We start from the raw sequence: 26,108 nt of genomic DNA, 5'->3' as shown, positions 1-26,108 counted from the left end.
GAGGGATCCAGCCAACAGAATCAGATAGATATCAGTGTAGGCAATCTATCTTGCCAAGTCCGGTGCCAATTAGCCAATTCACTGCGCGGCATCGGGCGGGCAGAGAAAAATCCCTGACAAAGGTCGCAACCGAGTTGGGCCAGCACTCGCCAGGTCGCCTCATCTTCTACCCCTTCCGCCACCGACTTCAGCCCCAGCTTGCGGGCCAACTCGATACTGGACTCGATGATAGCCAAACGTGACGGATCGGCATGGCAGCGATCGACAAAGGAGCGATCCAGCTTGAGTTCGGTGAACGGCAACAGTGCCAGCTGCTGCATCGAGGAGTAGCCGGTACCAAAATCATCGATGGAGAGGCCAAAGCCATGCATCCTTAGCCGGGTCAGCACCTCCAGAGACTTGCCCAGATCCTGCACGAATGCGCTCTCGGTCACCTCCAGAGTGATAAGCTCAGGATTGATACTCCAGCGCTTGCACTGATCAATCAATAAGTTGCAGAGGTCCCCTTCAATGAGTGAGGTGGTGGAGAGGTTCATCGACAGATTGAGTGACAACCCGGTTTCCTCCCATAAATGGCCATCATTCAGAGATTTGCTGATGATCACCTCGGTCAACGGATCGATAAGCCCGTTGTGCTCCGCCAGTGAAATAAAACGCCCGGGAGGGATCAGGCCAAACTCGGGGTGTTGCCAGCGGGCCAACGCCTCCATCCCGACCCACTCGCCGGATGCAAAACTCACCTTGGGCTGATACCAGGGCAGCAGTTGATCTTGTTCGATCGCCCGACGCAACTCATCGAGTCCTATTCTGTGCCCCTCTTCCTCCCTGAGGGGTTCCTGCCGGGGTGACCAAGCCTGGATAAGCCGCTGGAGCTGCTGCGGCGTTGAGGGTTTCTCTATGCGACCGAGCACCTGCAAGCCATAAGCGGTACTCATACGCAATACGGCTTCCACCACATCCCCCTCAAGCGCGCTGGAGAGGATAATGCCGCCCTGAAAACCACCCAGCGACAGGCGGCGCAACAGCGCCATACCATCCATTCCGGGCATTCGCAGATCGCAAAACAGGATATCGACGTTGTGTTGCTGGCTAAGCGCCAACGCCTCGACACCATCAACCGCTTCCAGCAGATTCTGGTAACCCAGGCTGCGGATCTGGTGCAGCAGCGCCTTGCGCTGAAATCCATGGTCTTCCACGACCATGATGACCAACTCATGTTGTGCTTTTTTCATCGAGCCATAATCCAATGTCGTGGGCAATCGCCGTCATCAACCTCTGCACTGTGCTGACCAGATCGTCGAGCTCGTCGAGCCGCTTCAATCGCGCAGCCGATTCCAGCATGGCAGCCTGGCTGGCAAGCCCCTCCAACCCGACCATTCTGGCAGCCCCCTTGATCCGATGGGCAGTCTCTACCAAAGCGCTGGCATCATGACAAATCAGCGCTGCCATCATGGCCTCGCCATCTTGCCGGTTGGAATCGAGATACTCCACAGCCATGGCTCGCGCGGTCAGCTCGTCACCAAACAGCGCCAACCAGCGCTCAGCCTGCATGCCTGTAGCCCCAACAACGGGCGCAACCGCGCTTCTGGTTGGCGTCCTCTCTGCCAGCCAATGGGCCAGCATCTGGCGCAAGATATCCAGCGGGTAGGGCTTCAGTAACATGTCACTCATGCCAGCCTCTACCATACGAGCACTCGCCTCTTCCGACGTATCTGCCGTTACCCCTATGATAGGGGCCGTCACTCCCGCAGCCCGCAGCGCCTTGGTCAGGGCATAACCATCCATCACCGGCATATGGCAATCAGTCAACAGCAGGGAGAATTGCTGTCCCTGCCAGGCCCGCAGAGCCTTCTCGCCATCTTCCACAACCTGAGCCTCGATACCAAGAATGGCCAACTGCCGTGCCAGCAAGGCACGATTGACCGGATGGTCATCGGCCACCAATACTTTGCCACCCAGCTTCTCTGCAAGCGCTGGAAGGTGCGGTGTGACCCGCTCCTGTAGCAATTCGTGGCAGCTCTCCAGCAGAAGATCCGGATAGAGAGGAGATAGACCCAGGCGCCACCATTTCTGTTCACCAATCCGACCCCGTAACGCCTCATCGGGTGACGCTATGATCCCCTTCAGCGCAGAGTGTTGCAGCCAGCTTTGCCATTCCCCTCCCAGCGCTTGCTCAAGCCACCGTTGATCGGCCAACAGCAACCCTTCCAGTGAGCGACTGAGCTCATTGGCCCCCAAGTACCTGAGCTTGGCCCCCTGCCGTACCATGGCCGCTTCGAGGTTGGTGTCATCGCTGAAAAACCACCATTCTGTGTCAGCCAGAGCAGGGGGATCCCACTGCGGATTGGTTAGCGGCACGGTAAAGCGGAAGCAGGAGCCCTCTCCTGCCTTACTGGTCAGTGTCAGTGCCCCCCCCATTTTGCATACCAGCTGCTCACAGATTGCCAACCCCAAGCCGGTGCCACCAAAACGACGGTTGATATCTGACTCCACCTGCTCAAAAGGCGTGAACAGCAGCGCCTGCTTCTCTTCGGCAATCCCGATACCGGTGTCACTGACACTGATGGTCAGTTGCTCACTCAGATAGCTGACCCGGATAGTAATACCCCCTTGTTCGGTAAACTTCACCGCATTGTTGAGCAGGTTGGAGATGACCTGACCAATACGCACCCCATCGATGTCGGCCCAATCCGGCACATGATGCTCCCACTCCAGCACCACGTGGAGCCCCTTGTTATGAGCCAGTGTCGCATGGCCACGAATGGCATCGCAGATCACCGTTTGCAACCGGCTGCTCTGGTAATTCAACTGCAACTGACCCGCTTCTATCTTGGAGAAATCGAGGATGTCATTGACCAGATAGAGCAGGTTGTTGGTCGAGGTGACCACATTGCGCACCATAAAACGCTGGTCGTCGTTGAGCTCGCTCATTTGCAGCAATTCGAGCATGCCATGCATGCCTGAAATGGGTGTTCGTAGTTCATGGCTCATGGTTGCCAAAAAGCGACTGCGAGCCTGCATCGCCTGCTCGGCATAGGCGCGAGCTTCGCGCAGCTCGTATTCCTGTTGCTTGAGGGCCGTAATATCCTGAATGACCCCATTGAGGATCAGTGCCTGCTGCTCCTGTCTGACAAAGTTGCCACGCACTTGCAGATAACGATCTCCATCAGGCCGCTCCACCTTGACCTCCAGATCGAGGGGAGCCAGAGTCTCGGCATGATTGGCCACCTTGCTGACAAAATCCTGCAGCGCCTCTTCGGTAAAGCCGAACACCTCACCACCCGATTCGGCATTGAACAGATCCTGCCGGGAAGCCCCGAGGATCTCGCTGGCACCCTGAGAGGCATACAAAAACCGCCCCTTGCCGGGTCCTTGCCACAAATACTGATAGACCACCCCAGGCATGCTGTCGGTAATCTGGGTAAGGCGATTTTCAGCCTGACGGGCGCGCTCCTCCGCCTCTTTGATCCGGCTGACATCGGTCAGTACTGTCAACACCCCCAGCATGTTGCCATCCGGATCTCTATAGGGACGTTTGGCATAGATAACATGGCAGGGCGTGCCATCTGCTCGCAGATTACTGCCTGCCCCCTCCAGATCCTGTCCGGTCTGCCACACCCTGCGCTCTTCTTCCAGCACACTGTTTCTGAGTGTCTCTGGCATGTTTTGCAGCTCCTCACTGCTACTGCCAGCACCGAGGAAAGCATCGCGATAGGCCTGATTGCACAAGGTGATCCGCTGCTCGCTATCACGTAGCGCCACCATGGTTGGCAGTGAGTTGAGCAAGGTCTGCACAAACAGCAACTGTTCGTTCAGCTTGTCCTCTGCGATTTTGCGCTGCGCAATCTGGCGACGCAAACTGCGAGCCCAGAACATCACCAGCAAACCGCTGACGAGCAAGGCGCCCCCCCCTATGGCCAACCATTTGTAAATCAGGGTGTAATCAGACTCGATATTGACCGACACATTGAGCCAGCGTCGTTCCAGCAGTTGCCACTCCTCATCCGTGATGGTCAGCAACAACTTGTCCATGATGTGGAGCAACTCGGGCTGAGCATTATCGACGGCCATACTGATAGGTACGGAAAATTCGGGGGAGCTCAGCACTACCTGATACTTATCATTGAACCCCTTCATCGCCTGCTGTCCCAGATTGGTCATGGTCAACAGCACATATTCGGCTCGCCCAGTATCAAGCAAGGTCAGTAAATCGGCATCTTTGCCTACTTCGATAATATTGGCGCCCAGCGCGTGAATGAGAGAGGCTTCGTAAGAGCCCGTCACACCACCAATCAGACGCCCTTTCAGTTCGACCAACGACTTCAGCGGGCGAGCACCGTGTCTGGCTACGACATAGCTGTCGAACTTCAGATAGGAGGAGGTAAAAGAGGCAAAGGACTGACGATCCTTGAGCGGTGTCATCAAGGGAATAAGGTCCACTTTGTGCTCTTTCAGCAGTTTAAGTGACTCCTGCCAGGTATTTGTCGACACCAGCTCAAAGCGGATCCCGGAGCGCAGACTCAATAATTTCATCAGGTCTGCCGTATAGCCATGCAATTCACCTTCGTCATCGATTTCGCTGATGCCGGCAAATCCGGGGGCAACGGCGAACTTGATCACCTTGTTTCTCTGCTTCAGCCAACTAGCCTCATCAGGTTCCAGCAACAGACCAGCGTTGGCGCGTTCATCTTTCTGATGCAACCGTAATCGTGAGTCTGCAACGGGTATCCGTTGATATGCATGCCAAAGCTTCTGGCTCAGCTCTGGCTGGCGGGAGCTGGTCGCCATCGTCAGCGTGCTGCCAGAAAGCCACCCAGGAGCGACAACCCCCATTGATGCTGGCATTCTCTCCATCTTGAGGGAAACAATGGGTTCCAAATCAAGATATGCATCGACAGCGCCCAGCTTGACCATATAGGTCGCCTCAGTACGGCTCTCCAGCTCAGTTACATCAGAGATCCCCAAACGAGCCAATTCATTACAACTGCCAAAACCACGAATACAGACCCAGCGTAACTTGCGCGCCTGCTCCAGGGTCAATCGCTGATCCGGGGTATGCATTAAAATGGAGCGAGCATAAGAACCGATACTGCCAATAGGGTTTATCCCCTTCAATTCAAGAGCATTACGTTCGACCCCGATTAATGCATCGATCTGGCCGCCTTGGAGAGCAATCTGGGCATCCACGTAGGAGTTGTAGGGGATATAACGCAATGACACGCCCATTTCGGCTGCAATGCGCGAGGCTAGCTCCTTGAGCGGACCGGCATAACGCTGGTTGGGGAGTTGATAGATGAAAGGGAGATAGCCGCCACGGGGAACCCCGATCAGCAGCTCCTTTTGTGCAGTAATTTCGTTACTTGTGCTCTCATCTTGCGGCTGGGGAGCCGCAACAGCCAACATGCCTGAAAACAACAGCAAAATGGGAAGAAAAAGCTGACGAAGGAGTGGCATAAGGTCTTGTCCTGATGAGTAAAACAGATAGGGCTGCCACCTCTAATCTTGCAGATCCTGACGACGCAAGGCGAGAAAACAATCGCAGCTGTTACAAAGAGGGCGGAGAGGATAATACTGAGTCACCAACATGTGAACCTGGAATCAACCATAAGATGGGAAAATGGCAGGCATGCAGCCTGCCATTTCACTAGCGAGGGGGATCTTATTCTCCCCCTCGCGATCAGGTTATTCGATTCCCGAGGCGGAAGCCGGTTTGATACTCCCGCTCGCGAACGAGGGCGATTTGACCCTGATATCCTTCCAGCCCGATATCCCTGAGCAGGGCAGGCGAGAGATTAATCACGGCGAGACGACGCTCGACCTTTGCGATCCGCTTTTGTACCAAAGACTCGACGCTACGTAGTAAAACCAGTTCGATAGACATGACATTCTCCAGTTGAACATGCGGTTCTCCCGGAGAAAGTGGATATCACCCTGCGGGACGAACCGCGGGTGATAAAAAGACAGGGGTTACCTGTTTACGCCACGCGGTAAAAGAGCACGAGATTTCACGCCGCACGCAGTGCCGCGAGAGAATGCAAGATTTAGCATCTGATGGTGCATTTTCGTCTCCTTACCGGATAAAAGTTGAACAGGTTGCAGCAGTCTAAAAAAACTCCGAATTTAACACAAGCCTCTTGCGACTCCTTTTTAAACGTTTTTACGGCATTTTATGCTGCCCGAAAGGGAGTCCGGGTTATCAGATCCCCGAGAGCAGCCGGTACTCTTCCAGCACATAGGTATCCGTCATGCCGCTGACATAGTCGAGCAGCAGGCGTACCCGGTAATACCACTCCTGCTCCTGCTCGCAGACAAAACGCTCGTCCCGCACGGCCACTGCCAACCGATAGGCCTTGATATGGCGCGCCGAGAGGCGGTGATAGAGCCGCCGGGCAAAGAAGAGTTCACTCCCCCCCTCACCCGCCAGCAGACGGGAAAATTGCCCGGACGGCATGGCAAGCAGGCAAGAGTAGGTGACGAGCACACCGCGCAGGGCGGCGTAGCCTTCCAGTTCTAGCGCCTCTACCTCGGGGCGCATGAAAACCTGCGCCCGCGCAACCTGTTTGAGGATATCGAGCACCCGTGCCGCGGGAGCCTGACCGTGGAGCAGGGCCTGCGGATAGCTCCCCTGCAGGATCGCCTCATGCTCGCTGATATAGGTGCTGGCCGCCAGCGCCACCAGATCTCTGGTCAACCGGTGACGAAAATGGGGGAAGAAACCCCAGCTGGAGCGCTGTGCATCACCAAGCAGGGTCGTCATGTAATCGCTGCCATCAGCGCTGCAGAGGGCAGCCAGCAGCTCATTCAGGGTGAGAATGCGCCTGTCTACCGCATCCTCCAGATCAGCGATGCAGTAGGAGATGTCATCTGCCGCCTCCATGATGTAGGCCAACGGATGGCGGCAGCCTGGGGCCAGCCCCAGACTCTGGCCGAGGGCGCGATAGAGGGGCTGTTCACTGAAGAAGATGCCGCGCTTGCTGCTCCAGCCATGATGCTGGCCGTAACTCACACCGGGTTGCGGCTGCTGCGGGTATTTGCACAGCGCCCCCAGCTGGCCGAGGGTAAGGTTGAGTTCGTGCAGGCTGTGTACCAACCGCAAGCTCTGGGCATTGCCGTCAAACAACAGCAGATCCTGACGCAGCTCCGCCCACTGGATCGAGGGGGGCTGTGCCAGTGCCTGCTGATAGAGGGGATCGACCATTTCACCGAGCCACTGGCTCATCACCTGCTCGCCGAAGTGGCCGAACGGCGGGTTGCCCACATCGTGCAAGAGGCATGACATCTCGACCAAATTGATAAAGGCCCCCTCGCACACCACACTGGCTGGCAATTCCGCCAGAATGCGGCGACTGATCTGGCGGCCGGTCTCCTGCACCTCCAGCGAATGGGTGAGACGGCTGCGCACCGAGGCTTTCACATCGAGCGGAAAAACCTGGGTCTTCTGCTGCAACCGGCGCACCGGTGCCGCCTGCACTATGCGGGCGCGATCCAGCTCGGTCGCCTCCAGCAGCTCCTCTTTCCCCCAGGGGTGAACACGCTCGGGGGTGATCAAACGGCTATACATCCTGTGGCTCCTTGCCCGCGGCTCCCATTGGATTCAAGACAACAACCAGCGACGCAGACGGGCGATATCGCCCGGATATTCCCGACGCAGCGTCTCAATCCAGTCTTCCACATTCTCCCACCAGGCGGGATGATCCGGGCTCTGGATCAGTTGCGCCGTCTGCTGCAGGCGACGCAGGCCGATGGAGCTTGCCGCCCCCTTGATCTTGTGCGCCTCCTCCACCACGCCAGCCTGATCCCGCGCGATCATGTTGGAGTCGAGCACCGCCATGTAGTCGGGCATCATCTTCTCGAACAGCTCGACGCTGGAGAGCAGTACCGGCTTGCCCACGGTATCGGCATAGTCGGTGAGGAAAGGGAGATCCAGCAACGCATCCTGAGCCACCGCATCAGCCTGCTCGTCCGCCTCGTCGTCGGCCAGATCGGCAAACAGGTGACCAATCACCTCGCGCACCGCCTTCGAGCCGAGCGGCTTGTTAATCACATCCCGCATGCCGCGATCCAGATAGTACTGGCGATCGCCGGTTACATTGGCCGTCAGGGCAACCATGGGCGGCAAACTTTCGCCGTAGCGCTCGAGCAGGGTTGCCGCCACATCGAACCCGGTCATGTCAGGCAGCTGGATATCGAGCAGGATAAGGTCGAAATCATCCGGGTTGGCCATCGCCAGCGCCTGGGAACCATCGCGCGCCACCTTGACCTGATGGCCGAGCTTGTTCAGCAGGGCGCAGGCAACCGTCACATTGAGCTCGACATCCTCCACCAGCAGGATGTCGAGGGAAGGCATCTCCTCTTCCAGTTCAGGCAACGCCTGTTCGACACAGGCGACCTCCAGTTCGGCGGTAAAGCAGGAACCCTCACCCGGCTCGCTATCCACGTAGAGCTGGCCGCCCATGGCCTGTACCAGCTGACGGGAGACCGCGAGGCCGATACCGGTACCGGTAGCGTGTTTCTTGCCCTGCACCTGGTAGTACATGGCGAAGATCTTCTCCTGCTGGGCGCGGGGAATGCCGACGCCGGTATCTTCCACCTCGAAGTGGAGCGCCAGCTTGCCCGGCTCGTCGGCAGGATGGGAGAGGCAGCGCACGGTGACGCCACCCTCATCGGTAAACTTGACTGCATTGCCCACCAGATTCCACAACACCTGACGCAGTCGGGTGCCATCCGCCATCACGAACTGCGGCATGTCGCCATCGCGATCAAAGTGCAGATAGAGCCCCTTCTGCTCCGCCTGAATGCGCGACAGCGTCTCCAGCTCGTCGAGGAACGCAGGCAGGTCGATCCGGGTTGGCGCAATTTCAAGCCGGCGCCGATCGAGTTTGTCGAGATCGATGATGTCGTTGAAGATGTTGCCAAGGGTGACCGCACTTAAGTGAATAGTCTTGAGCTGCTGACGCTGGCTCGGGTCGAGCGGGGTATCCATCAGCATCCGGCTCAACCCCACAATGCCGTTGAGCGGGGTACGCAGCTCGTGGCTGATGGTGGAGATGAAGGTGGTCTTGTCGCGGCTCGCCTTCTCCAGCTTGTCCTGATACTGCTTGCGTTCGGTGATGTCACGGCCAAAGCCGAGCAGGCCGAGCCGCTTGCCAAAGCGGTCGAAGAAGGGCACCTTGCGCAGCTCGAAGTAGGCCTTGCGACCATCGGGGTACTCCAGCCACTGCTCATAGGTGAGCGGCTCGTTGCTGGCAAAGACTTGGCGGTCGGTCTCTACCACCTTGTTGGCGATCTCCTGTTTGTAGACATCGAACGGGGTAAGGCCAATCAGCTCGCTCTCAGCCTTGCCGGTCAGCTCCTCCATGGCGCGGTTGCAGCCGGAGAACTGCTCATCCTCATTGCGGTAGTAAACCAGATCCGGGGAGCAGTCGATAAAGGAGCGCAGCAGAGCGGTGCGCTCTCCCAGATGAAGCTGGGCCTTTTCCCGCTGGAACACCTCGTTCTCCAGATCCTCGATGGCCTGCAGACGCAGGCTCTCGGCCCGGTTGGTCTCGGCGATCTGGCTGTTGAGGCGGCTGATGTTCTCCTGCAGCTGATTGTTGAGCTCGAGATCCCGCTCGCGCATATCCTGCAGCTTGCGCACCATCCGGCTCAGCCGCTGGCGGGAATCCTCCAGCTGATCCACCACGATGGAGAGAAAATAGACCGCCCAGGGGGTGACCAGCAGACCAAAAAACACCGAGCGCACGAAATCGATGACATCGATGCTGCCCCGCAAAAACAGGGTAACCCCCATCTGGATGGCGACCGCCAGCACTATGATGCCGGTGGCCAGAAACATGCTGAAACGCACCAGACCCAGCTTGGTCATCAGATCGACGTAATATTGCGCCCAGGATTTAATCTGCTTCATCTTGTTGTTTTCTCCCCGATATTCGCCGGACAGAATACCAGCACAACGCGCTTAACTCTTGTGTGATAAGCCAATAATTGGATATTCCTGTATCATATGTGACCATTGCACTCACCCGGGCAATACCAAGGTGACATCAGCAGCACGAACATCCCGGGCTTTACACCTCAACAGTTTGATATATCAGGAGTCTTTTGATGCGCAATCTCACCTTGCTGGGCCTCGGCCTGCTTGCGAGCCACGCTGCATACGCCGATCTGGGCGAAATTCCGCGCCAGTCCGGTTGGTCCGGCTTCCTGCTGGGCGGCGTCAGCGCTACCAGCTACAAGTCCAACTTCTATGCCGGCGACGACAACCACAGTCGCATCAACGATCTGGGCTCACCGGATAGCGAGAACAAGCTGACTCCGCTGATCAACGCCGATATCCGCTACACCTTTGCCGATACCCGAACCCAGATCTTCCTCGGTAACCTCATCCAGGATGCCATCCGCTTCGACTTTACCCAGCAGTTCGGTCTGCGTCAGGAGATGGGCGACAAGGGGATCGTCGCTACCTCGCTGGTATTCAACGCCATGCCGGTCGAGCTGTGGAGCGATCCTTTTGCCACCGGCGTGGATCGCAGCTCCACCGACCTGAAATCCAAAGGGGCGCGTTTCGCCTGGGACAAGATCTGGGGCAGCAACTTCAACGGCAGCATCACCGCCCGCAGCATCGACATGGATGATGAGCAGAGCGGCCAGCAGTATGACCGGGTCCATGGCACTCACTACGCATCCATGCTGGATCGCAATGGCAAGATGTATGACATGCAGCTCTCCTACAAGTGGACCTTCGCCGACGGTCAGGCTCTGGAACCTGCGCTGATCTACAAGCAAGCCAACCTCGATGGCAGCGCCGAAAGCTTCGAAAACACCGGCCTGCAACTGACCTATGCCAAGCGCGGCCCCCAGTGGTCGATTGTCAGCAACGTCTATGCCGGCAAGCGCAAGTATGACGAAGCCAACCCCATCTTCGGCCAGCGCGCCGATGCGGACGAGTTTGCCATCAACGGCACCTTCTTCTGGCATAGCCTGTTCGGGGTGAAACCGCTCAGCGCGACCTTTACCCTCTCCTATGCCAACGCCAGCTCCGATATCGGCTTCTACGATACCGAAGCGAGCCGCGTCAGCACCGGTCTGCTCTACAACTTCTAACCTCAGCAAAGCCGCGATAAAAAAGGCCACCCCATGGGTGGCCTTCTCATTGCTGCCGTAGACCTGCTTCAGATACCGAGCGAGTCGAGCAGATCGTCGTGATCGTTGCTGGCGGCCGGAGCTGCTGCAGGCGCCGGTTTGGCTGCGTCTTGCTTGGCCTGGGCGATCAGGGCATCGGGATCAAGCTCCTCGTGCTCCATCCCCTCATTGTGGATGCGAATGAACTCGGTCTTGTCCATCGCCAGCTCCAGATAGAAGATGTTGTTGCGAGCGGTGAAGAAGGTGACGCGGCGGGATTCCGGGCTGTCGAGATTGGTATCGACGCTCAGCATCACCTGCTTGTTGAGGGCCAGCATCTTCGGCTGGTTCTGGGTGATGTGAGTCTGCAGATCGCGGCCCACCTTGACGGTGAAGCTGCCGACGATCTGGTTCATCAGCTCGCCCATCACGTTGCTCACCTCGTCCGAGGTGTGGGAGATGGCGAGATCCTCCTTGGAGAGCCCCATGCTCAGCATATAGCTCTCATAGAGCTCCATGGCGGCAGCGGCGGAGAAGTTGATCACTACCAGACCGGAGAAGCCGCCATCGAACAGCACGAAGCAGCCGATATCGGGCTTCAGGCAGGTCTTGCTGATCCGCTGCACCATACCGGAAAAACGTACCTGACTCATGGTCGCGGCACTCAACACGTCGGTTACCGAGTTGCACAGACTGAGCAGTACATCCTCAGTCGTCAACACGACGTCATCATCGGATCTTGTAACTATCATGTGTCCTTCCTGAACATCGAGAATGGGCTTATCTATACCATAACTCTAACAGATGGCGCGGCCAGAAGACTGAAATAGCGACACGCCTCTCAGTTGACTCCGTTATCAGCAGTCACAGGGGTGAAACCGCTCAGCTTGGCGAGCCGGGCGCGCCATGTATCGGCCTGCTGCGCCAAAACTTGTGGCTCGTAAGGAACGACCGGATGAGCTCCCCAGATGGGGCCTGGCCAGGCGGCATCGGTGGCGAAACGGGCAACATGATGAATGTGCAGTTGCGGCACCAGATTGCCGAGCGCGCCGATGTTGATCTTGTCCGGACTGAGAGCCTGCTCCATCAGCGCCGCGACGGCGCAGGACTCCTGCATCAGCTGTTGCTGCTGCTCCGGTGCCAGATGGTGGATCTCGCGCAGGTTATCTACTCGCGGCACCAGAATGAGCCAGGGGTATTGACTGTCTTTGGCCAGCAGGACGCGGCAGAGCGGCAGATCGCCAAGCCAGCAGGTATCGGCCTGCAGGCGGGAATGCAATTCAAACATGAACACCTCGTTGAGTACGATGAAGAGGGCATCCGACAGGGATGCCCACGTTACTGCAACGGGCGGCAAACTTAAAGCTGCGGCACGGCCCAACTGATAAAGCGCTTGCGCAGGGCCGGGTCTGCCTGGAGGAACAGTTGCTGCAACTGCCCTTCCAGCTCGCTGGCAGCCACAACAGGTTGAGAGCCGCCAGACACTGCATTGATTGACGGAGCCGCAACCACTCCCACCGTCAGCGCCGCCCTGCCGCCACTGCGGTTGTATTCAGCCAGTTTCCCGTTCCAATCCACCCCAAGCAGGATGCCGCTGGTCACCAGTGCATCCTGCTGGATGGCAAGTGCCCGGCCACTCTCCTGCAACGCCACTGCGGGCGATTTGGCATAGGCCTCCATCCCCTGCTCATCGGCCGGTACGCTCGCCACCAGTTGCAACCGCTGGTTGCTCGCCTGATAGCGCACCACCTGCGGCTCGGAGCGAACCTGCCGATCATTCTCGCTGCTGCTGCGGCTGGGGATGACCCCCTCGAAACGCACCAGCAGTTGCTGCTCGCCATCCGCCAGGGTGGCATGCTGCTCATCTTGCAAGGTGCCGTTGCTCACCGCGAGGATGCGGAAATTCTCCGGCACCTTCACGTCCACCATGGCCTGCACACTGCCAGCCCCCAACACTGCACAGAGCAGCACAAACCCGGTCAACCCTCTATTACTCTTCATTCCCGCAGATCTTCCTGATGCCGATGATGGGCGCAGGGTAGCAGCCAAAGATGACAGAAAAATAACGCCGCTCAGAGCAGGTAGTGGGGTCGCTCGGCAAACCACTGGGCCAGCACCTGCTTGAACAGCCGGATCTTGCGCGGCACCCGCCGCTGCTGGGCATGCAGCACATGAAGCTGGTGCAGGCCGCACTGCCACTCATCTAGCACGGTCACCAGCTCCCCCGCCGTCAGCAGCGATTCCACCAGCATCAGCGGGCACTTGGCATAGCCCATACCGGCACGTGCCAATTGCAACACGGTACTGTAGTGGTTGGCTCGCACCTTGCCTTGTACCAGAATGTGGGCCTCTTCCCCCTCACGGATAAAGTGCCACTGCTCCCAGGCCGGATTGTGCCCCTGCAACAGGCAGCTGCGCCCGCTCAGCTCATAGGGAGTGGCAGGACGCCCCTCTCGCGCCACCAGTGCGGGACTCGCCACCACCACATCCTTGAGCCGGCCGAGCGGCAGGGCCACCAGATTGTCCGGCACCTCGCTCATGGCGCGCAGGGCGATGTCGTTTTCTCCCTGACTCATGTCGACCATCTGGTTGGTGAAGTTGAGCTCCACCTCCACTCCCGGGCAAAGCGCGGCAAAGCTGGTCAGCAGTTCGCTCACCATGCGATCGCCGGTGCTGACCGGGCAGGTAAAGCGCAGTCGTCCGCAATACTCTTCGGTCAGCGCCTGAATATCCTGCTCCGCCTGCCGTGCCAGCGCGAAGATCTCCCCCGCCTGCTGATAGAGGGTCTTGCCCGCCTCGGTCAGGCTGAGGCGGCGGGTGGTGCGCTGCAACAGTTGTGCATTGAGGGAGGCCTCCAGCGCGCTGACGTGGCGGCTCAGCATCCCCTTGCTCACTCCCAGCGTATCGGCAGCGGCCGAGAAACTGCCGCGCAGCACCACCTCATAAAAGCTGGCCAGATGGGCGATATCCATCATTAGCTCCAATATGGAAACAATGGGTTTATTTTACGCGCTTTTTCGCATTTTATGTTGCGCTAGAATCAACACATCCCAACCAGGAGTGATGCAGATGAAAATTGTGATTGTGGGTGCCTCCGGCACCGTCGGCTCAGCTGTCAGTGAACTGCTTGCCAAAGATCATCAGGTGATCCGGGTCGGCCACAGCCGTGGCGATGCCACGGTCGACATGCGCGATCCCGCCTCCATCAAGGCACTGTTTGCCCAAGTGGGCCAGTTTGATGCGCTGGTCGTCGCCAGCGGCAGCGTGGCCTTCAACGGCCTGACCGAGATGACCGACGAACAGTGGCAGGTGGGACTGGAGAGCAAGCTGATGGGCCAGATCAACCTGACCCGCGCCGCCATTCCCTATCTGACTGACAAGGGTTCCATCACTTTGATCAGCGGTATTCTGAGCGAGGAGCCGATCAACTGGGGCGTGAGCGCCAGCACCGTCAACAGCGCCATCGATCACTTTGTGAAAGCGGCCGCCTGCGAGCTGCCAAGGGGCATTCGCATCAACGTGGTGAGCCCCACCGTGCTGGCGGAGTCGATGGAGAAATACGCCGACTTCTTCCCGGGCTTCGTGCCGGTGCCCGCCGCCAAGGTGGCGCAGGCTTACAAAAAATCGGTGTTGGGCATCCAGACCGGCCAGGTGTTCAGGGTCAACGGCTAATCGCCGCTCGCTTGCCGCCAGACCAGCAATAAAAACGGGCCCCATAGCGGGGCCCGTCTGTTTCTCTGCCTCTCTCCATCGCCACCGGCAAACGTTTGTTTGTTGGCGACAAAAAAGAGAGCAACCCTTAGTCGATCAGACCGTACTGATCGCGCAGCACCTCGATGATCTCCTGCTTGGGATTGGCAGAACGCGCCAGCTTGTGGCCGATTATCTTCTCGGCGATCCCTACATAGGTGTTGGAGATATCCATCATCACTTCGGTCGGCAGCTTGTTGTCGCGGGCCAGGGCAAAACGTTCCGGCATGCGGTTCTTGTTGAGCAGGATGTCCGGATCCGGGAAGTGGCTGAGCAGCCACTGACGGAAACCCTCTTTGGACTTCTCGACAATCTGCCCGTCGCGCAGGGCCGCGCCATCCCAGATACGGGAGCTGTCGGGGGTGCCCACTTCATCCATGTAGATCAGCTTCTCGTTGCCCGCCGCATCGTGGACGTAACCAAACTCGAACTTGGTATCGACGAAGATCTGATCCAGCCCGGCCAGCGCGTCGCTGATGACGTTGAAGCCCTCTTTGAGCAGCACTTCGTAGCGGTCGATATCGGCCGGCTTGCTGAAGTTGAAGCCCTTGTAGTGGCGCTCGATATCGGCACGGGAGACGTTGACGTCATCGGCTTCCGGCACGCCATCCAGCCCTTTCAGCACGCCCTTGGTGGAGGGAGTGATGAGGATCTCCGGCAGCTTCTGATCCTTTTTGAGCCCTTCCGGCAGGGTGATGCCGCAGAACTCGCGCTCGCCATCCTTGTAGGCACGCCACATGGAGCCGGTGATGTACTGGCGGGCAATCGCCTCGATCATCACCGGACGGGCTTTTTGCACAATCCAGACGAAGGGGTGCGGAATATCCAGAATGTGGCTGTCGGCCAGCCCCTTCTCCTTGAACAGCTTGAACCAGTGGCTGGAGATGGCATTAAGCGCCGCCCCTTTGCCCGGCACGCCGTTCAGGCCATCCACACCTTGCCAGATGCAATCGAAGGCCGAGATGCGATCGCTGATCACCATGAGGGCGAGGGGCGCATCGGCCGGTACATCATAGCCTTTCTCTTTTATGAGCCGGGCACTGTCTTCGGGGGTCAACCAGTAGACGCTGCGCACTTTGCCGGAATGGACAGGTTTATCGGTACGGATCGGTAAATCGTCATTCACCGCCAATACTTGATCTGCAAGACTCATGGCTAATAACACTTCCTGTTTGTGGGGGGTAAACATCGCGAGTCACTCACCTGCACGCTCTGTTTGCAACGTGCTGGCAAGGGGGCTCGCATCATCGAAAACCGCTCGGAATCCCCGCGTTTTCAGGGGGATTCAGATAACAAAACAGGGGCACAAGGCCCCTGTATTTATTCTGCTTTTGCTGCTGCCTGATCGGCCAGCCCCTTGGCGAACGCCTCGGACAGGCTGATATACATCTGGGAGATAACCCCGGACGATACCGGCTTCTTGTCCTTGTCGAACAGGGTGATGGAGGTCTTGCCTCCCGCCATTTCGCCAAGCTGGAAGCGGTATTTCTCCTCCTCCAGTTTGAACGGCTCGCTCCCTTTCGCCTTCCAGAACTCGGCACCCGGCTCTTCGTATTCGACGTCGATCCAGCCCAGTGACTGCTGGGTATCCTTGATGGTGAAACCGTAAGCGGGCAGTACCTGGTTGAGGCGACGCCACACCTGATCAAAGGAGCCTTCGGCAATCCAGGCGCTCAGCTCGTTGTTGTCCAGACCCAGTTGCAGACCCATGCCATCGTTGGACTTGTGCTGCTCACGGGCTTTCAGCTGGCTGTCGTAATAGAGCGAGAACTGGTTCAGCACCCGCGCGGCATAGCGCTGGGCATCGGCAGGGGTCAGCTTGTTGCTGGTCTCGCCGTCGATGGTCTCTTCGTGATCCAGCACCCGGACCGACATGTTGACCGCGTGGCGCTGGGCATCGTTGCGCACGGTGAACTGGTAACGCTGACGGATTTTGAAGTCTTCGTCATCTTCACCCCAGCCATCGAGGGCGACTGTGTTGTCAAACCAGCCGGTCTGCAATACGCCATCCTGCTGATCCAGCTTCTCGGTGGTGACCTTGTATTTGGCCAGGAAGTTCATCAGGAACGACCAGGTGTCGCGCTCCACGCTCTGGCTGGTGCTCAGGGCATAGAAGGCAACGGTCGGTTCGGTTGCGGTCTGCACCACCTGACTGCCCGGTACCACGGTCAGCAGTTGAGCGGGTGGGCGCACATCGACCTGGGCGCCGAGGGCACCTTCACGGCTGCTCTCGGGAAGCGGCGGGATATCGTACTGGCTGTTGAAGGTGGGGGCACTCAATCCTGCGGGGATCAAGAACGCGCGGCCCTCGAGGCGGGCATCTTCATAACCGAAGTCGCGGTTGGCCATTTTGCGGTCCTGGGGGGTGCTGCAACCGGCCAATACGGCCACAGTCGCAACGCTCAGCACCAGACGGGCTCTATTTCCCTTTCCATTAGATTTAAACACTCGCCATCAACTCCGCTGTGGTCAGTGCTCGCGCCATCAGCTGTTCGCCCTCGGGGGTGAGGTCAACCAGCGGCAGGCGCAAGGTGGCTGTTGCAATCAACCCCAGTTGGGCACAGGCCCATTTCACCGGGGTGGGGCTCGGTTCGCAGAACAGAGTCTTGTGCAACGGCATCAAGAGATTGTTGATGTCATGCGCCTGCCCGGCATCACCGGCCAGCGCAGCACGACACATGTCGGCCATCTGGGCCGCTGCAATATTGGTGGTGACCGAAATCACGCCATCGCCACCTTGCAGCATAAAATCACAACCAGTGGCATCGTCGCCACTGTAGAGAGCAAACTCCGGCCCGCACAGCTCGCGCAGCAGCGGGGTGCGGCTCAAATCGCCGGTTGCCTCTTTCAAACCGATAATGCCGGGAACCTTGGCCAGACGGGCCACGGTCTCCGGTTTGAGATCGCAACAGGTGCGACCGGGCACATTATAAAGAATTTGGGGCAGACCACTAGCCTCGGCGATCGCACAATAGTGGCGATAGAGACCTTCCTGAGTGGGCTTGTTGTAGTAAGGAGTCACCGAGAGACCCGCCACCACGCCGGTTTTGGCCAGTCGCTTTGCCAATTCAATGGCATGGGCGGTATTGTTGGAGCCGCAACCGGCGATGACGGGAATGCGTCCGGCGGCATACTCAACGGTCTTTTCAACGACAGCGATATGCTCCTGCTCGCTCAGGGTCACCGATTCCCCTGTGGTACCCACCGCAACAATGGCGCTGGTCCCGGCGCTGACATGATAGTCGACCAGTTTGGCCAGACTGGCCCAATCGACTTCACCTGAAGCCAGCATGGGGGTAACGAGCGCAACAATACTACCGCGTAACATGGACTTTTCTCCCGATTTTCAGGGGCGTAATGGTAAAGCTGACCCCTTTGAAAAACAAGGGAGAGAGGGGGCAAGCCGTGATACCATCCGGAACAAAAAGTAATGGACGAAAGTCGGCAGCGTCCCTCAGGGAGTGGTCATCAGGGCCGGAGGGTTGGCTTGCCAGCGCGGCTTTCGCAACGAAATAACGGACGAGAGAAGATTTATGACTCACTACCTGGTCGTAACGGCCATCGGCACGGACAGGCCTGGCATCGTCAATGAAGTGACCCGCCACGTCAGTGGCTGTGGTTGCAACATTGTGGACAGCCGCCTTGGCATCTTCGGCAATGAATTTACCTTTATCATGCTGCTCTCGGGCGACTGGAACAGCATGATGCAACTCGAAATCAGCCTGCCCCTGCGTAGCCAGGAGTGGGATCTCATCACCATGATGAAACGCACCGAGCGCCACCAGTCCCTGCAGTATGACGTCCGCGCCAGTGCCGATCTGTTGATCCGCGACGAGCCCGGCATCGTAAGCCAGTGCACCCAGTTCTTCAGCGAACATGGCTGGAACATCCAGGCGATGCAATCCATGACCCTGGAGCAGCAGCCGTTCAACCTGCTGAAGATCAGTTTTCAGCTCAATCTGGCCAGAGAGGGTGAAGTGGAAGGTTCGCAAACCGCCTTCGCCGAATTCTGTCGTCAACTGGGTGCCGAATCGTTCGAGTTTATCGTCAATCGCAAACACGCCTGAGGGCGTTTTACCCGAGGAGACCCCATGCAACCACTACAAGCTGGCAGCCCCGCCCCCGATTTCTCCCTGCCCGACCAGAATGGCAATCAGGTCAGCCTCGCTGGCCTGCGCGGCAAGAAGGTGCTGGTCTATTTCTACCCCAAGGCGATGACCCCCGGCTGCACCACCCAGGCCTGCAGCCTGCGCGATGTGAACGCCGAGTTGGCCGCCCTCAATGTGGTGGTGCTTGGCATCAGCCCGGATCCGGCCAAACGGCTGAAAAAGTTCGAAGAGCGGGACCAGCTCAACTTCACCCTGCTGGCTGATGAAGACCACGCCGTCGCCGATGCCTTTGGCGTCTGGGGCCCGAAGAAGTTCATGGGCAAGGAGTATGACGGCATTCACCGTCAGAGCTTCCTGATCGACGAAGAGGGCAAGATTGCCCACCACTTCGACAAGTTCAAAACCAGCGATCACCATCAGGTGGTACTGGATTTCCTCAAGGGGTAACCCTCCCCTGCGTTATTGAAAGGCCTGCCATGCAGGCCTTTTTCGTCTGCTCAGCCACCCCTTGCCAGCGGATTTTTCTCACCAACTCCCCCGCCCAGATCAAAAAATTCATTTTATATATGGGTTAACGTGACCCCAGAATCATCTTCCAGCGAGATATCCCATGAACATGAGCAACACTGAGCGTTTGATCCTGAGCAACCAGTACGAAATTCTGGCGAAACTCAATCCGGAGAAAGCGGACGTCTACCAGCGCGCCAGCACCATCATCGAGCGCGGCTACTGCCTGCAGATCCTCGAGCTGGAGAAGAGCTTCGGCCATCTGGATCTGGCGACCTGCCAGGAGGTGATCGACACCCTGGAACTGCACCACGCACTGGCCATCTCATGGGGCAATCTGGATGCCGCCGATCAGAGCGAGATCAATGCCAGTCGGCTGGAGTTCAACGGCTACAGCCGCAGTCAGGAGCGTGAGCTGGCTGACTACGTCTGCTTCCTGCTGGAGGTGGACAAGCGCTTCCCCGAGCTCAAGTGCCCGTGCGACGAGCTCTCCAGCGACATCGCCATGCGTGACAAGTACCAGCGGATGCTGCAGGTGTGGCGCCAGTGTCCACGTCAGTACAAGCTCTCCATCCAGGAAATCCGCAAGGTGCTGGCGGCCTGATCCACACACCAACCGCAACAAAAAAGGCGCCACTGGCGCCTTTTTGCATCTGAATCGGGTTATTCGTAGAGAAAGGATTTATCGAGCTGCTGGAAGGCGGCATTGAGGGTATCGGCCAGCTCTTCATAGCGCGGCTGAGACACCAGCTGGCGGCGGCCACCCTGCTCGTTCATCTTGCCGTTGATCTCCCGATACCAGCTCGCCAGCGACGGGGGCAAGCGGGTGTCGGCACGCTGGCCGAGCCAGTAGTAGCCCTGCAGCGGCAAACTGAGCAGAAACAGCACCGAGGTGATGACGGAGGGCCAGTAGTGCAGCTCGCCAAACTGGAACTGCAGCATCACGCTCAACACAGCCAGCGCGGGGATCACCTTGAGAGCGAACTCGGTCGCCTTGATCACCCGATTTTCAGGAAACATCGAATTGAGCTCGGGACGGCGCGGCCAAAGCGTCATATAATGGCGGCCTTGCTGTAACTTAGTTCCAAAAATGTTCATGCTCATACTACCTCCGAGCGCTTTTTGAACGTACTAACGGCAAAACCTCGACAAAATTTGATGCAAAGTAACAAAGGTTGAGGATGACTTTGTTATTTTTCAACAATCGGGTTATCCTTTGTACGCCCATTTTTGCGTCAAAAGCGTCTTGCTATTGACCTGTCAGGGACGTCTGGATTTCGGGTCTTGTATCACTATACAAGGGGCAAGCAACAGATTGCCAACCCTCATAAGGATAAGTTGAAAGTTTTTGGCCGCACCGCGTCCAACGCATCCGCCTACACAACCCAATCTGCGATAGGATTTATTCATGAGTAAGCTGGTTCTTGTTCTTAACTGTGGCAGCTCTTCCCTGAAGTTTGCCGTCATTGACGCAACCACCGGTGATGACCTGCTGTCCGGCCTGGCCGAGTGCTTCAACCTCGACGACGCCCGCATCAAGTGGAAACTGAATGGCGAGAAAGGCAGTGCCGATCTGGGCGCGGGTGCCGCTCACCAGGAAGCGCTGGACTTCATCGTCAACAAGATCCTGCCGCTCAATCCGGAACTGTCCAAGAACCTGATCGCCATCGGTCACCGTGTTGTTCACGGTGGCGAGCGCTTCACCTCTTCCGTTGTCATCTGCGAAGACGTGATCGCTGGCATCGAAGCCGCCGTTCCGTACGCACCGCTGCACAACCCGGCTCACCTGATCGGTATCCGTGAAGCTCGCCGCGTATTCCCGGCGCTGGCTGACAAGAACGTGGCCGTATTCGATACCGCGTTCCACCAGACCATGCCGGAAGAAGCCTTCCTGTACGCCCTGCCGTACAAGCTCTACAAAGAGAACGGCATCCGTCGCTACGGCGCTCACGGCACCAGCCACTACTACATCAGCCTGGAAGCTGCCAAGCAGCTGAACAAGCCGGTTGAAGAGCTGAACATCATCAACTGCCACCTGGGCAACGGCGGTTCCGTCTGCGCCATCAAGAACGGCAAATCTGTTGATACCTCCATGGGCCTGACTCCGCTGGAAGGTCTGGTGATGGGTACCCGTTCCGGTGATCTGGATCCGGCCATCATCTTCTTCCTGCACGACAAGCTGGGCATGAGCGTGGCCGATATCAACACCATGCTGACCAAAGAGTCCGGCCTGCAGGGTCTGACCGAAGTGACCTCCGACTGCCGTTTCGTTGAAGACAACTACGACAGCAAAGAAGAAGCCAAGCGTGCTATGGACGTTTACTGCTATCGCCTGGCCAAGTACATCGGCGCCTACGCTGCCGCCATGGACGGTCGTCTGGACGCCGTTGTTTTCACCGGTGGTATCGGTGAAAACTCCGCCCCGATCCGTGAAATCACCCTGAACAAGCTGGGTCTGCTGGGCTTTGACGTTGATCACGACGCCAACCTGAAGGCTCGTTTCGGCAAGGGTGGCGAGATCACCAAGGCTGGTTCTACCAAGGCCCTGGTTATCCCGACCAACGAAGAGTGGGTTATCGCCCACGACGCGCTGGAACTGGTCGGCGCTTAATTGACGCAGTAACTCGAGGCCGCCCACAGGGCGGCCTTTTCCTGATCCCAAAAAATGAACAAGGGGTATAAAGTGGCACGCACTATTATGCTTATCCCGGTCGGCACTGGTGTCGGCGTAACTTCCGTGAGTCTGGGCGTTGTTCGCGCCATGGAGCGTCACGGTGTCAATGTCAGCTTCTTCAAACCGGTTGCCCAGCCGCGTCCGGGTGAAACCGGTGCCGAGCGCTCAACCGCCGTTATCCGCGCTGCTGCCAACATCAATCCGCCCGAGCCCTTCACCCTCTCCTACGCCGAGAACATGATCAGCTCCAGCAACACCGACATCCTGCTGGAAGAGATCGTTGCCCGCTTCGAAGAGCACGTGAAATCCAGTGGTGCCGAAGTGCTGGTTGTCGAAGGTATGGTGCCGACCGACAAGCAGCCCTTTGCCAACAAGCTGAACTACGACGTCGCCAAGGCGCTGGATGCTGACATGGTATTCGTGACCCACCCGGGCCATGACTCCAGCCAGAAGCTGAAAGAGCGCATCGAACTGGCCTGCTCCAACTTCGGTGGTGTCAACAACCCCCGTATCGTTGGCTGCGTGATCAACAAGGTTGGCGCGCCGGTTGACGAGCATGGCGTAACCCGCCCTGACCTGACCGAGATGTTCGAAGCCCATCACCACGCTTCCGACGCGGCTCACAACCTGGAAGTGCTGCAAGTGTTCGGCAAGAGCCCGCTGCGCATCCTGGGTTGCATCCCCTGGAACACCCAGCTGATCGCCCCGCGCGCCAAGGATCTCGCCAAGCATCTGGCCGCCAAGATCCTGCACAAGGGTGAGCTGGACAGCCGTCGCCTGCAGACCGTGACCTTCTGCGCCCGCTCCATCCACAACATGGTCGAGCACTTCCGTCCGGGCAGCCTGCTGGTCACCTCTGGCGACCGCTCTGACGTCATCGTCTCCGCCTGCCTCTCCGCCATGAACGGCGTCAAGCTGGGCGCCCTGCTGCTGACCGGTAACTATCATCCGGAGCCGCAGGTAATGGCGCTGTGCCAACAGGCCATGGCCACTGGCCTGCCGATCATGATGACCGGTACCAACACCTGGCAGACCGCCGTCAGCCTGCAGAACTTCAACGTCGATATTCCGGAAGATGACCGCGAGCGTATCGAGCTGGTACAGGACTACGTCGCTGGCCACATCGACAAACACTGGATCGAGTCACTGACTGTCAGTTCTACCCGTTCCCGTCGTCTGAGCCCGCCGGCGTTCCGTTATCAGCTGACCGAGCTGGCCCGTCAGGCCAACAAGCGTGTCGTGCTGCCGGAAGGCGACGAGCCGCGCACCATCAAGGCTGCCGCCATCTGTGCCGAGCGTGGCATTGCCCGTCCGGTACTGCTGGGTAACCCGGAAGAGATCCGTCGCGTTGCCGAACAGCAGGGTGTGGTACTGACCGATCGCGTCGAGATCATCGATCCGGCCGTTGTGCGCGAGCGCTATGTGCCGCGTCTGGTCGAGCTGCGCAAGAACAAGGGCATGACCGAAGTGGTTGCCCGCGAGCAGCTGGAAGACAACGTGGTACTGGGTACCATGATGCTGGAGCGCAATGAAGTTGACGGCCTGGTATCCGGCGCGGTGCACACCACTGCCAACACCATCCGTCCGCCGATGCAGATCATCAAGACCGCTCCGGGCTCTTCCCTGATCTCCTCCATCTTCTTCATGCTGCTGCCTGACCAGGTTCTGGTCTACGGTGACTGCGCGATCAACCCGGATCCGACTGCCGAGCAGCTGGCCGAGATCGCCATCCAGTCCGCCGACTCTGCTGCCGCGTTCGGCATCGAGCCGCGCGTAGCCATGATCTCCTACTCCACCGGTACCTCTGGCGCCGGTGCCGATGTAGAGAAAGTGCGTGAAGCGACTGAGCTGGCCAAGGCCAAGCGCCCCGACCTCATCATCGACGGCCCGCTGCAGTACGATGCGGCCATCATGGAGAACGTGGCCAAGTCCAAGGCACCGAACTCACCGGTTGCAGGTAAAGCCACCGTGTTCGTCTTCCCTGACCTGAACACGGGTAACACCACTTACAAAGCGGTGCAGCGTTCCGCTGACCTGGTCTCCATCGGCCCCATGCTGCAAGGCATGCGCAAGCCGGTCAACGACCTCTCCCGTGGCGCCCTGGTTGACGACATCGTCTACACCATCGCCCTGACCGGTATCCAGGCTGCACAGGCTGACGAACAAGCCTAATCAGTGCCTGTCTGAAAAAACCGATCACAAAGGCTGCTCACCCCAGGTGAGCAGCCTTTTTTCTTAGTTCTCTTTTGAAGACCAGTGAAACATACCATCAGCGCAGTGTTATGCAGAATAATGCCATGTGATGTGCCAGAAATGTCTCGAGCGTAGCGCTGCGGGAAAGCGTGCCCGCCACCTTAAAGATGCATCTAAAATTGATTCAAGATCATACGCTTGGATATATGAGGTCATTCATAGCGAAGCGCTTATAGCAAATATTTCGTCATCGGCATGAGATTTTGACCTGTTAGAAATAGCAGTGAAAAAGACCCGTTCGATACGCTATTCATCAATGTGCCGCTCGGCAATATCCACATCATGGAGGAATGGAAATGCTGATGAAGAAGCTCTCTGCAGTCATGTTGCTGGCCTGCTTGCCACTGTTCAGCCAACCCGTGCTGGCCGCAGATAAGGCAACGCCCAAGCAAACAACCACGACCGCGGTTGCCAAGGAGTCCGGCAAGCTGAATATCAATACGGCCACCCTTGCCGAACTCACCAGCCTTAAAGGGATTGGTGACAAGAAGGCACAAGCCATCGTCGACTATCGGGAAAAACAGGGAAAGTTCACCTCGGTCGATCAGCTGGCGGATGTCAATGGCATTGGCCCGGCCACGCTGGAAGCCAACCGTGACATGATCATCGTCAAATAACGTCCGAGCTCTGCATATACGAATGGGGCAGCCTGTGGCTGCCCCATTTTTCTTGGAGTATCATGGCCGCACTTTAATCCCGCTGGATAGTTTTCCATGAAAAAGACTCCTCTGACAGTTCGCAAGGCCGTGCTCCCGGTAGCCGGTCTGGGTACCCGTATGCTGCCAGCCACCAAGGCCATCCCGAAAGAGATGCTGCCGGTGGTCGACAAACCACTGATCCAGTACGTAGTGCGCGAAGCCATCGCCGCCGGTATCAAAGAGATCGTGCTGGTCACCCACTCGAGCAAGAACTCCATTGAAAACCACTTCGACAAGAGTTTCGAACTGGAAGCGACCCTCGAGAAGCGAGTCAAGCGTCAGCTGCTGGAAGAGGTGCAACAGATCTGCCCGAAAGACGTCACCATCATGCACGTCCGCCAGGGCGAGGCCAAAGGTCTGGGCCACGCTGTGTTGTGTGCCCGTCCGCTGATCGGTGACAACCCGTTTGCCGTGCTGCTGCCGGATGTACTGATTGATGAAGTGGCCAGCGACCCGAAAAAAGACAACCTGGCCGAGATGGTGCACATGTACGAAGAAAACCAGATCAGCCAGATCATGGTGGAAGCGGTTCCCGAGAGCGAAGTGGACAAGTACGGCATCGCCGACATCAAGGGCGAGGCCCTGAGCGAGGGGATGTCCCTGCCGATGCAGGCCATTGTCGAGAAGCCGCCCCGTGACGAAGCCCCCTCCAATCTGGCGGTGGTGGGTCGTTATGTCCTCTCCTCCAATATCTGGCCGCTGCTGGAGAAGACCCCGGCCGGTGCCGGTGACGAGATCCAGCTAACTGACGCCATCGCCATGCTGATGGAGCAGGAGCAGGTCAACGCCTACTTCATGAAGGGCAAGAGCCACGATTGCGGCAGCAAGCTGGGCTACATGAAAGCCAATGTGGAATATGGTGTGCGCCATCACGAGCTGAACGGCGAATTTATCGGTTGGCTGAAGCAGTTCGTCAAGCAGTTGTAATCGCTGATAAATCTGTTTTTTATAGACGTATTTAAGGGGCATCAAATGATGCTCCTTTTTCATTTTTGC

The 26,108-nt window shown here is 57.9% G+C and carries 22 protein-coding genes; 9 read left to right on the top strand and 13 right to left on the bottom strand.

The genetic code is table 11. From position 1 onward, the window contains the following. Positions 1 to 20 precede the first annotated feature (20 nt). From ACTG1K_RS06675 to arcB, 5 genes are all read right to left on the bottom strand, one after another. Complete coding sequence (locus ACTG1K_RS06675) at positions 21 to 1,232, bottom strand: EAL domain-containing response regulator (protein ID WP_440004982.1); 1,212 nt, start codon at positions 1,230 to 1,232, stop codon at positions 21 to 23. After that, a complete protein-coding gene (locus ACTG1K_RS06670; protein ID WP_103250451.1) occupies positions 1,213 to 5,454 on the bottom strand; it encodes an ATP-binding protein in 4,242 nt (1,413 codons plus the stop codon). Before ACTG1K_RS06670 ends, ACTG1K_RS06675 begins: the two co-directional genes overlap by 20 nt. A gap of 223 nt (positions 5,455 to 5,677) precedes the next feature. Next, positions 5,678 to 5,881, bottom strand: a complete 204-nt coding sequence (locus tag ACTG1K_RS06665) for a hypothetical protein (RefSeq protein WP_440004981.1) — start codon at positions 5,879 to 5,881, stop codon at positions 5,678 to 5,680. A 315-nt stretch (positions 5,882 to 6,196) separates the two neighbouring features. Then, the gene (dgt, locus tag ACTG1K_RS06660) at positions 6,197 to 7,561 is read right to left on the bottom strand and encodes a dGTPase (protein WP_440004980.1); all 1,365 of its coding nucleotides are present in this window, start codon (positions 7,559 to 7,561) and stop codon (positions 6,197 to 6,199) included. A gap of 33 nt (positions 7,562 to 7,594) precedes the next feature. Beyond that, positions 7,595 to 9,907 carry an aerobic respiration two-component sensor histidine kinase ArcB gene (gene arcB, locus ACTG1K_RS06655; RefSeq protein ID WP_440004979.1) on the bottom strand — a complete coding sequence of 771 codons (2,313 nt, stop codon included), beginning with the start codon at positions 9,905 to 9,907 and terminating at the stop codon, positions 7,595 to 7,597. 197 nt (positions 9,908 to 10,104) lie between these two features. On the opposite strand from arcB, the gene ACTG1K_RS06650 reads away from it, so the two are divergent. Continuing rightward, a complete protein-coding gene (locus tag ACTG1K_RS06650) occupies positions 10,105 to 11,103 on the top strand; it encodes a DUF2860 family protein (RefSeq protein ID WP_071914428.1) in 999 nt (332 codons plus the stop codon). A gap of 68 nt (positions 11,104 to 11,171) precedes the next feature. Here the strand turns inward: ACTG1K_RS06650 and ACTG1K_RS06645 are convergent, their stop codons facing one another. From ACTG1K_RS06645 to ACTG1K_RS06630, 4 genes are all read right to left on the bottom strand, one after another. After that, the gene (locus tag ACTG1K_RS06645) at positions 11,172 to 11,873 is read right to left on the bottom strand and encodes a DUF3334 family protein (protein WP_033114911.1); all 702 of its coding nucleotides are present in this window, start codon (positions 11,871 to 11,873) and stop codon (positions 11,172 to 11,174) included. Positions 11,874 to 11,962: 89 nt separating this feature from the next. Continuing rightward, positions 11,963 to 12,409: an HIT domain-containing protein gene (locus ACTG1K_RS06640; protein WP_440004978.1), complete on the bottom strand. Its 447-nt coding sequence runs from the start codon at positions 12,407 to 12,409 to the stop codon at positions 11,963 to 11,965. A 71-nt stretch (positions 12,410 to 12,480) separates the two neighbouring features. After that, positions 12,481 to 13,122: a DUF2057 domain-containing protein gene (locus ACTG1K_RS06635; protein WP_440004977.1), complete on the bottom strand. Its 642-nt coding sequence runs from the start codon at positions 13,120 to 13,122 to the stop codon at positions 12,481 to 12,483. Between the two features lie 71 nt (positions 13,123 to 13,193). Continuing rightward, positions 13,194 to 14,093 carry a LysR family transcriptional regulator gene (locus tag ACTG1K_RS06630; RefSeq protein WP_440004976.1) on the bottom strand — a complete coding sequence of 300 codons (900 nt, stop codon included), beginning with the start codon at positions 14,091 to 14,093 and terminating at the stop codon, positions 13,194 to 13,196. A 97-nt stretch (positions 14,094 to 14,190) separates the two neighbouring features. On the opposite strand from ACTG1K_RS06630, the gene ACTG1K_RS06625 reads away from it, so the two are divergent. Next, positions 14,191 to 14,793 carry a short chain dehydrogenase gene (locus tag ACTG1K_RS06625; RefSeq protein WP_440004975.1) on the top strand — a complete coding sequence of 201 codons (603 nt, stop codon included), beginning with the start codon at positions 14,191 to 14,193 and terminating at the stop codon, positions 14,791 to 14,793. 127 nt (positions 14,794 to 14,920) lie between these two features. Here ACTG1K_RS06625 and ACTG1K_RS06620 read toward each other — a convergent pair whose 3' ends face one another. The 3 genes from ACTG1K_RS06620 to dapA form a co-directional block, all read right to left on the bottom strand. Then, positions 14,921 to 16,024 carry a phosphoribosylaminoimidazolesuccinocarboxamide synthase gene (locus ACTG1K_RS06620; protein ID WP_440004974.1) on the bottom strand — a complete coding sequence of 368 codons (1,104 nt, stop codon included), beginning with the start codon at positions 16,022 to 16,024 and terminating at the stop codon, positions 14,921 to 14,923. A gap of 167 nt (positions 16,025 to 16,191) precedes the next feature. Then, positions 16,192 to 17,319: an outer membrane protein assembly factor BamC gene (gene bamC / locus ACTG1K_RS06615; protein ID WP_042080542.1), complete on the bottom strand. Its 1,128-nt coding sequence runs from the start codon at positions 17,317 to 17,319 to the stop codon at positions 16,192 to 16,194. After that, on the bottom strand, positions 17,312 to 18,199 hold the full coding sequence (gene dapA / locus ACTG1K_RS06610) for a 4-hydroxy-tetrahydrodipicolinate synthase (protein ID WP_005349232.1): 888 nt from the start codon (positions 18,197 to 18,199) through the stop codon (positions 17,312 to 17,314). Before dapA ends, bamC begins: the two co-directional genes overlap by 8 nt. A 205-nt stretch (positions 18,200 to 18,404) precedes the next feature. Between dapA and ACTG1K_RS06605 the strand changes: the two genes are divergently transcribed. The 3 genes from ACTG1K_RS06605 to ACTG1K_RS06595 all read left to right on the top strand — a co-directional run bounded on the left by ACTG1K_RS06605 (position 18,405) and on the right by ACTG1K_RS06595 (position 20,091). Then, positions 18,405 to 18,938 (top strand): glycine cleavage system protein R, encoded by a 534-nt coding sequence (locus ACTG1K_RS06605; protein WP_005349229.1) that lies wholly within the window; start codon positions 18,405 to 18,407, stop codon positions 18,936 to 18,938. 24 nt (positions 18,939 to 18,962) lie between these two features. Further along, positions 18,963 to 19,427 (top strand): thioredoxin-dependent thiol peroxidase, encoded by a 465-nt coding sequence (bcp, locus tag ACTG1K_RS06600; protein WP_005358255.1) that lies wholly within the window; start codon positions 18,963 to 18,965, stop codon positions 19,425 to 19,427. Between the two features lie 163 nt (positions 19,428 to 19,590). Next, positions 19,591 to 20,091: a YfbU family protein gene (locus tag ACTG1K_RS06595; RefSeq protein ID WP_047436197.1), complete on the top strand. Its 501-nt coding sequence runs from the start codon at positions 19,591 to 19,593 to the stop codon at positions 20,089 to 20,091. 59 nt (positions 20,092 to 20,150) lie between these two features. On the opposite strand, the gene yfbV is transcribed toward ACTG1K_RS06595, so the two are convergent. Continuing rightward, complete coding sequence (gene yfbV / locus ACTG1K_RS06590; RefSeq protein WP_047436201.1) at positions 20,151 to 20,591, bottom strand: terminus macrodomain insulation protein YfbV; 441 nt, start codon at positions 20,589 to 20,591, stop codon at positions 20,151 to 20,153. 304 nt (positions 20,592 to 20,895) lie between these two features. Between yfbV and ACTG1K_RS06585 the strand changes: the two genes are divergently transcribed. The 4 genes from ACTG1K_RS06585 to galU all read left to right on the top strand — a co-directional run bounded on the left by ACTG1K_RS06585 (position 20,896) and on the right by galU (position 26,039). Continuing rightward, positions 20,896 to 22,098: an acetate kinase gene (locus ACTG1K_RS06585; RefSeq protein WP_005349210.1), complete on the top strand. Its 1,203-nt coding sequence runs from the start codon at positions 20,896 to 20,898 to the stop codon at positions 22,096 to 22,098. A 54-nt stretch (positions 22,099 to 22,152) separates the two neighbouring features. Next, positions 22,153 to 24,333 carry a phosphate acetyltransferase gene (gene pta, locus ACTG1K_RS06580; protein WP_005339119.1) on the top strand — a complete coding sequence of 727 codons (2,181 nt, stop codon included), beginning with the start codon at positions 22,153 to 22,155 and terminating at the stop codon, positions 24,331 to 24,333. 377 nt (positions 24,334 to 24,710) lie between these two features. Then, positions 24,711 to 25,031: a ComEA family DNA-binding protein gene (locus tag ACTG1K_RS06575; RefSeq protein WP_047436205.1), complete on the top strand. Its 321-nt coding sequence runs from the start codon at positions 24,711 to 24,713 to the stop codon at positions 25,029 to 25,031. Between the two features lie 96 nt (positions 25,032 to 25,127). Next, the gene (gene galU, locus ACTG1K_RS06570) at positions 25,128 to 26,039 is read left to right on the top strand and encodes a UTP--glucose-1-phosphate uridylyltransferase GalU (protein WP_047436208.1); all 912 of its coding nucleotides are present in this window, start codon (positions 25,128 to 25,130) and stop codon (positions 26,037 to 26,039) included. Positions 26,040 to 26,108: the final 69 nt, after the last annotated feature.

Source organism: Aeromonas sp. 102P (assembly GCF_051920345.1).
GTDB classification, from domain to species: Bacteria; Pseudomonadota; Gammaproteobacteria; order Enterobacterales; family Aeromonadaceae; genus Aeromonas; species Aeromonas veronii.
The sequence above is the reverse complement of the archived record's forward strand: the minus strand, read 5'-3'. Positions and strand labels throughout refer to the sequence as shown.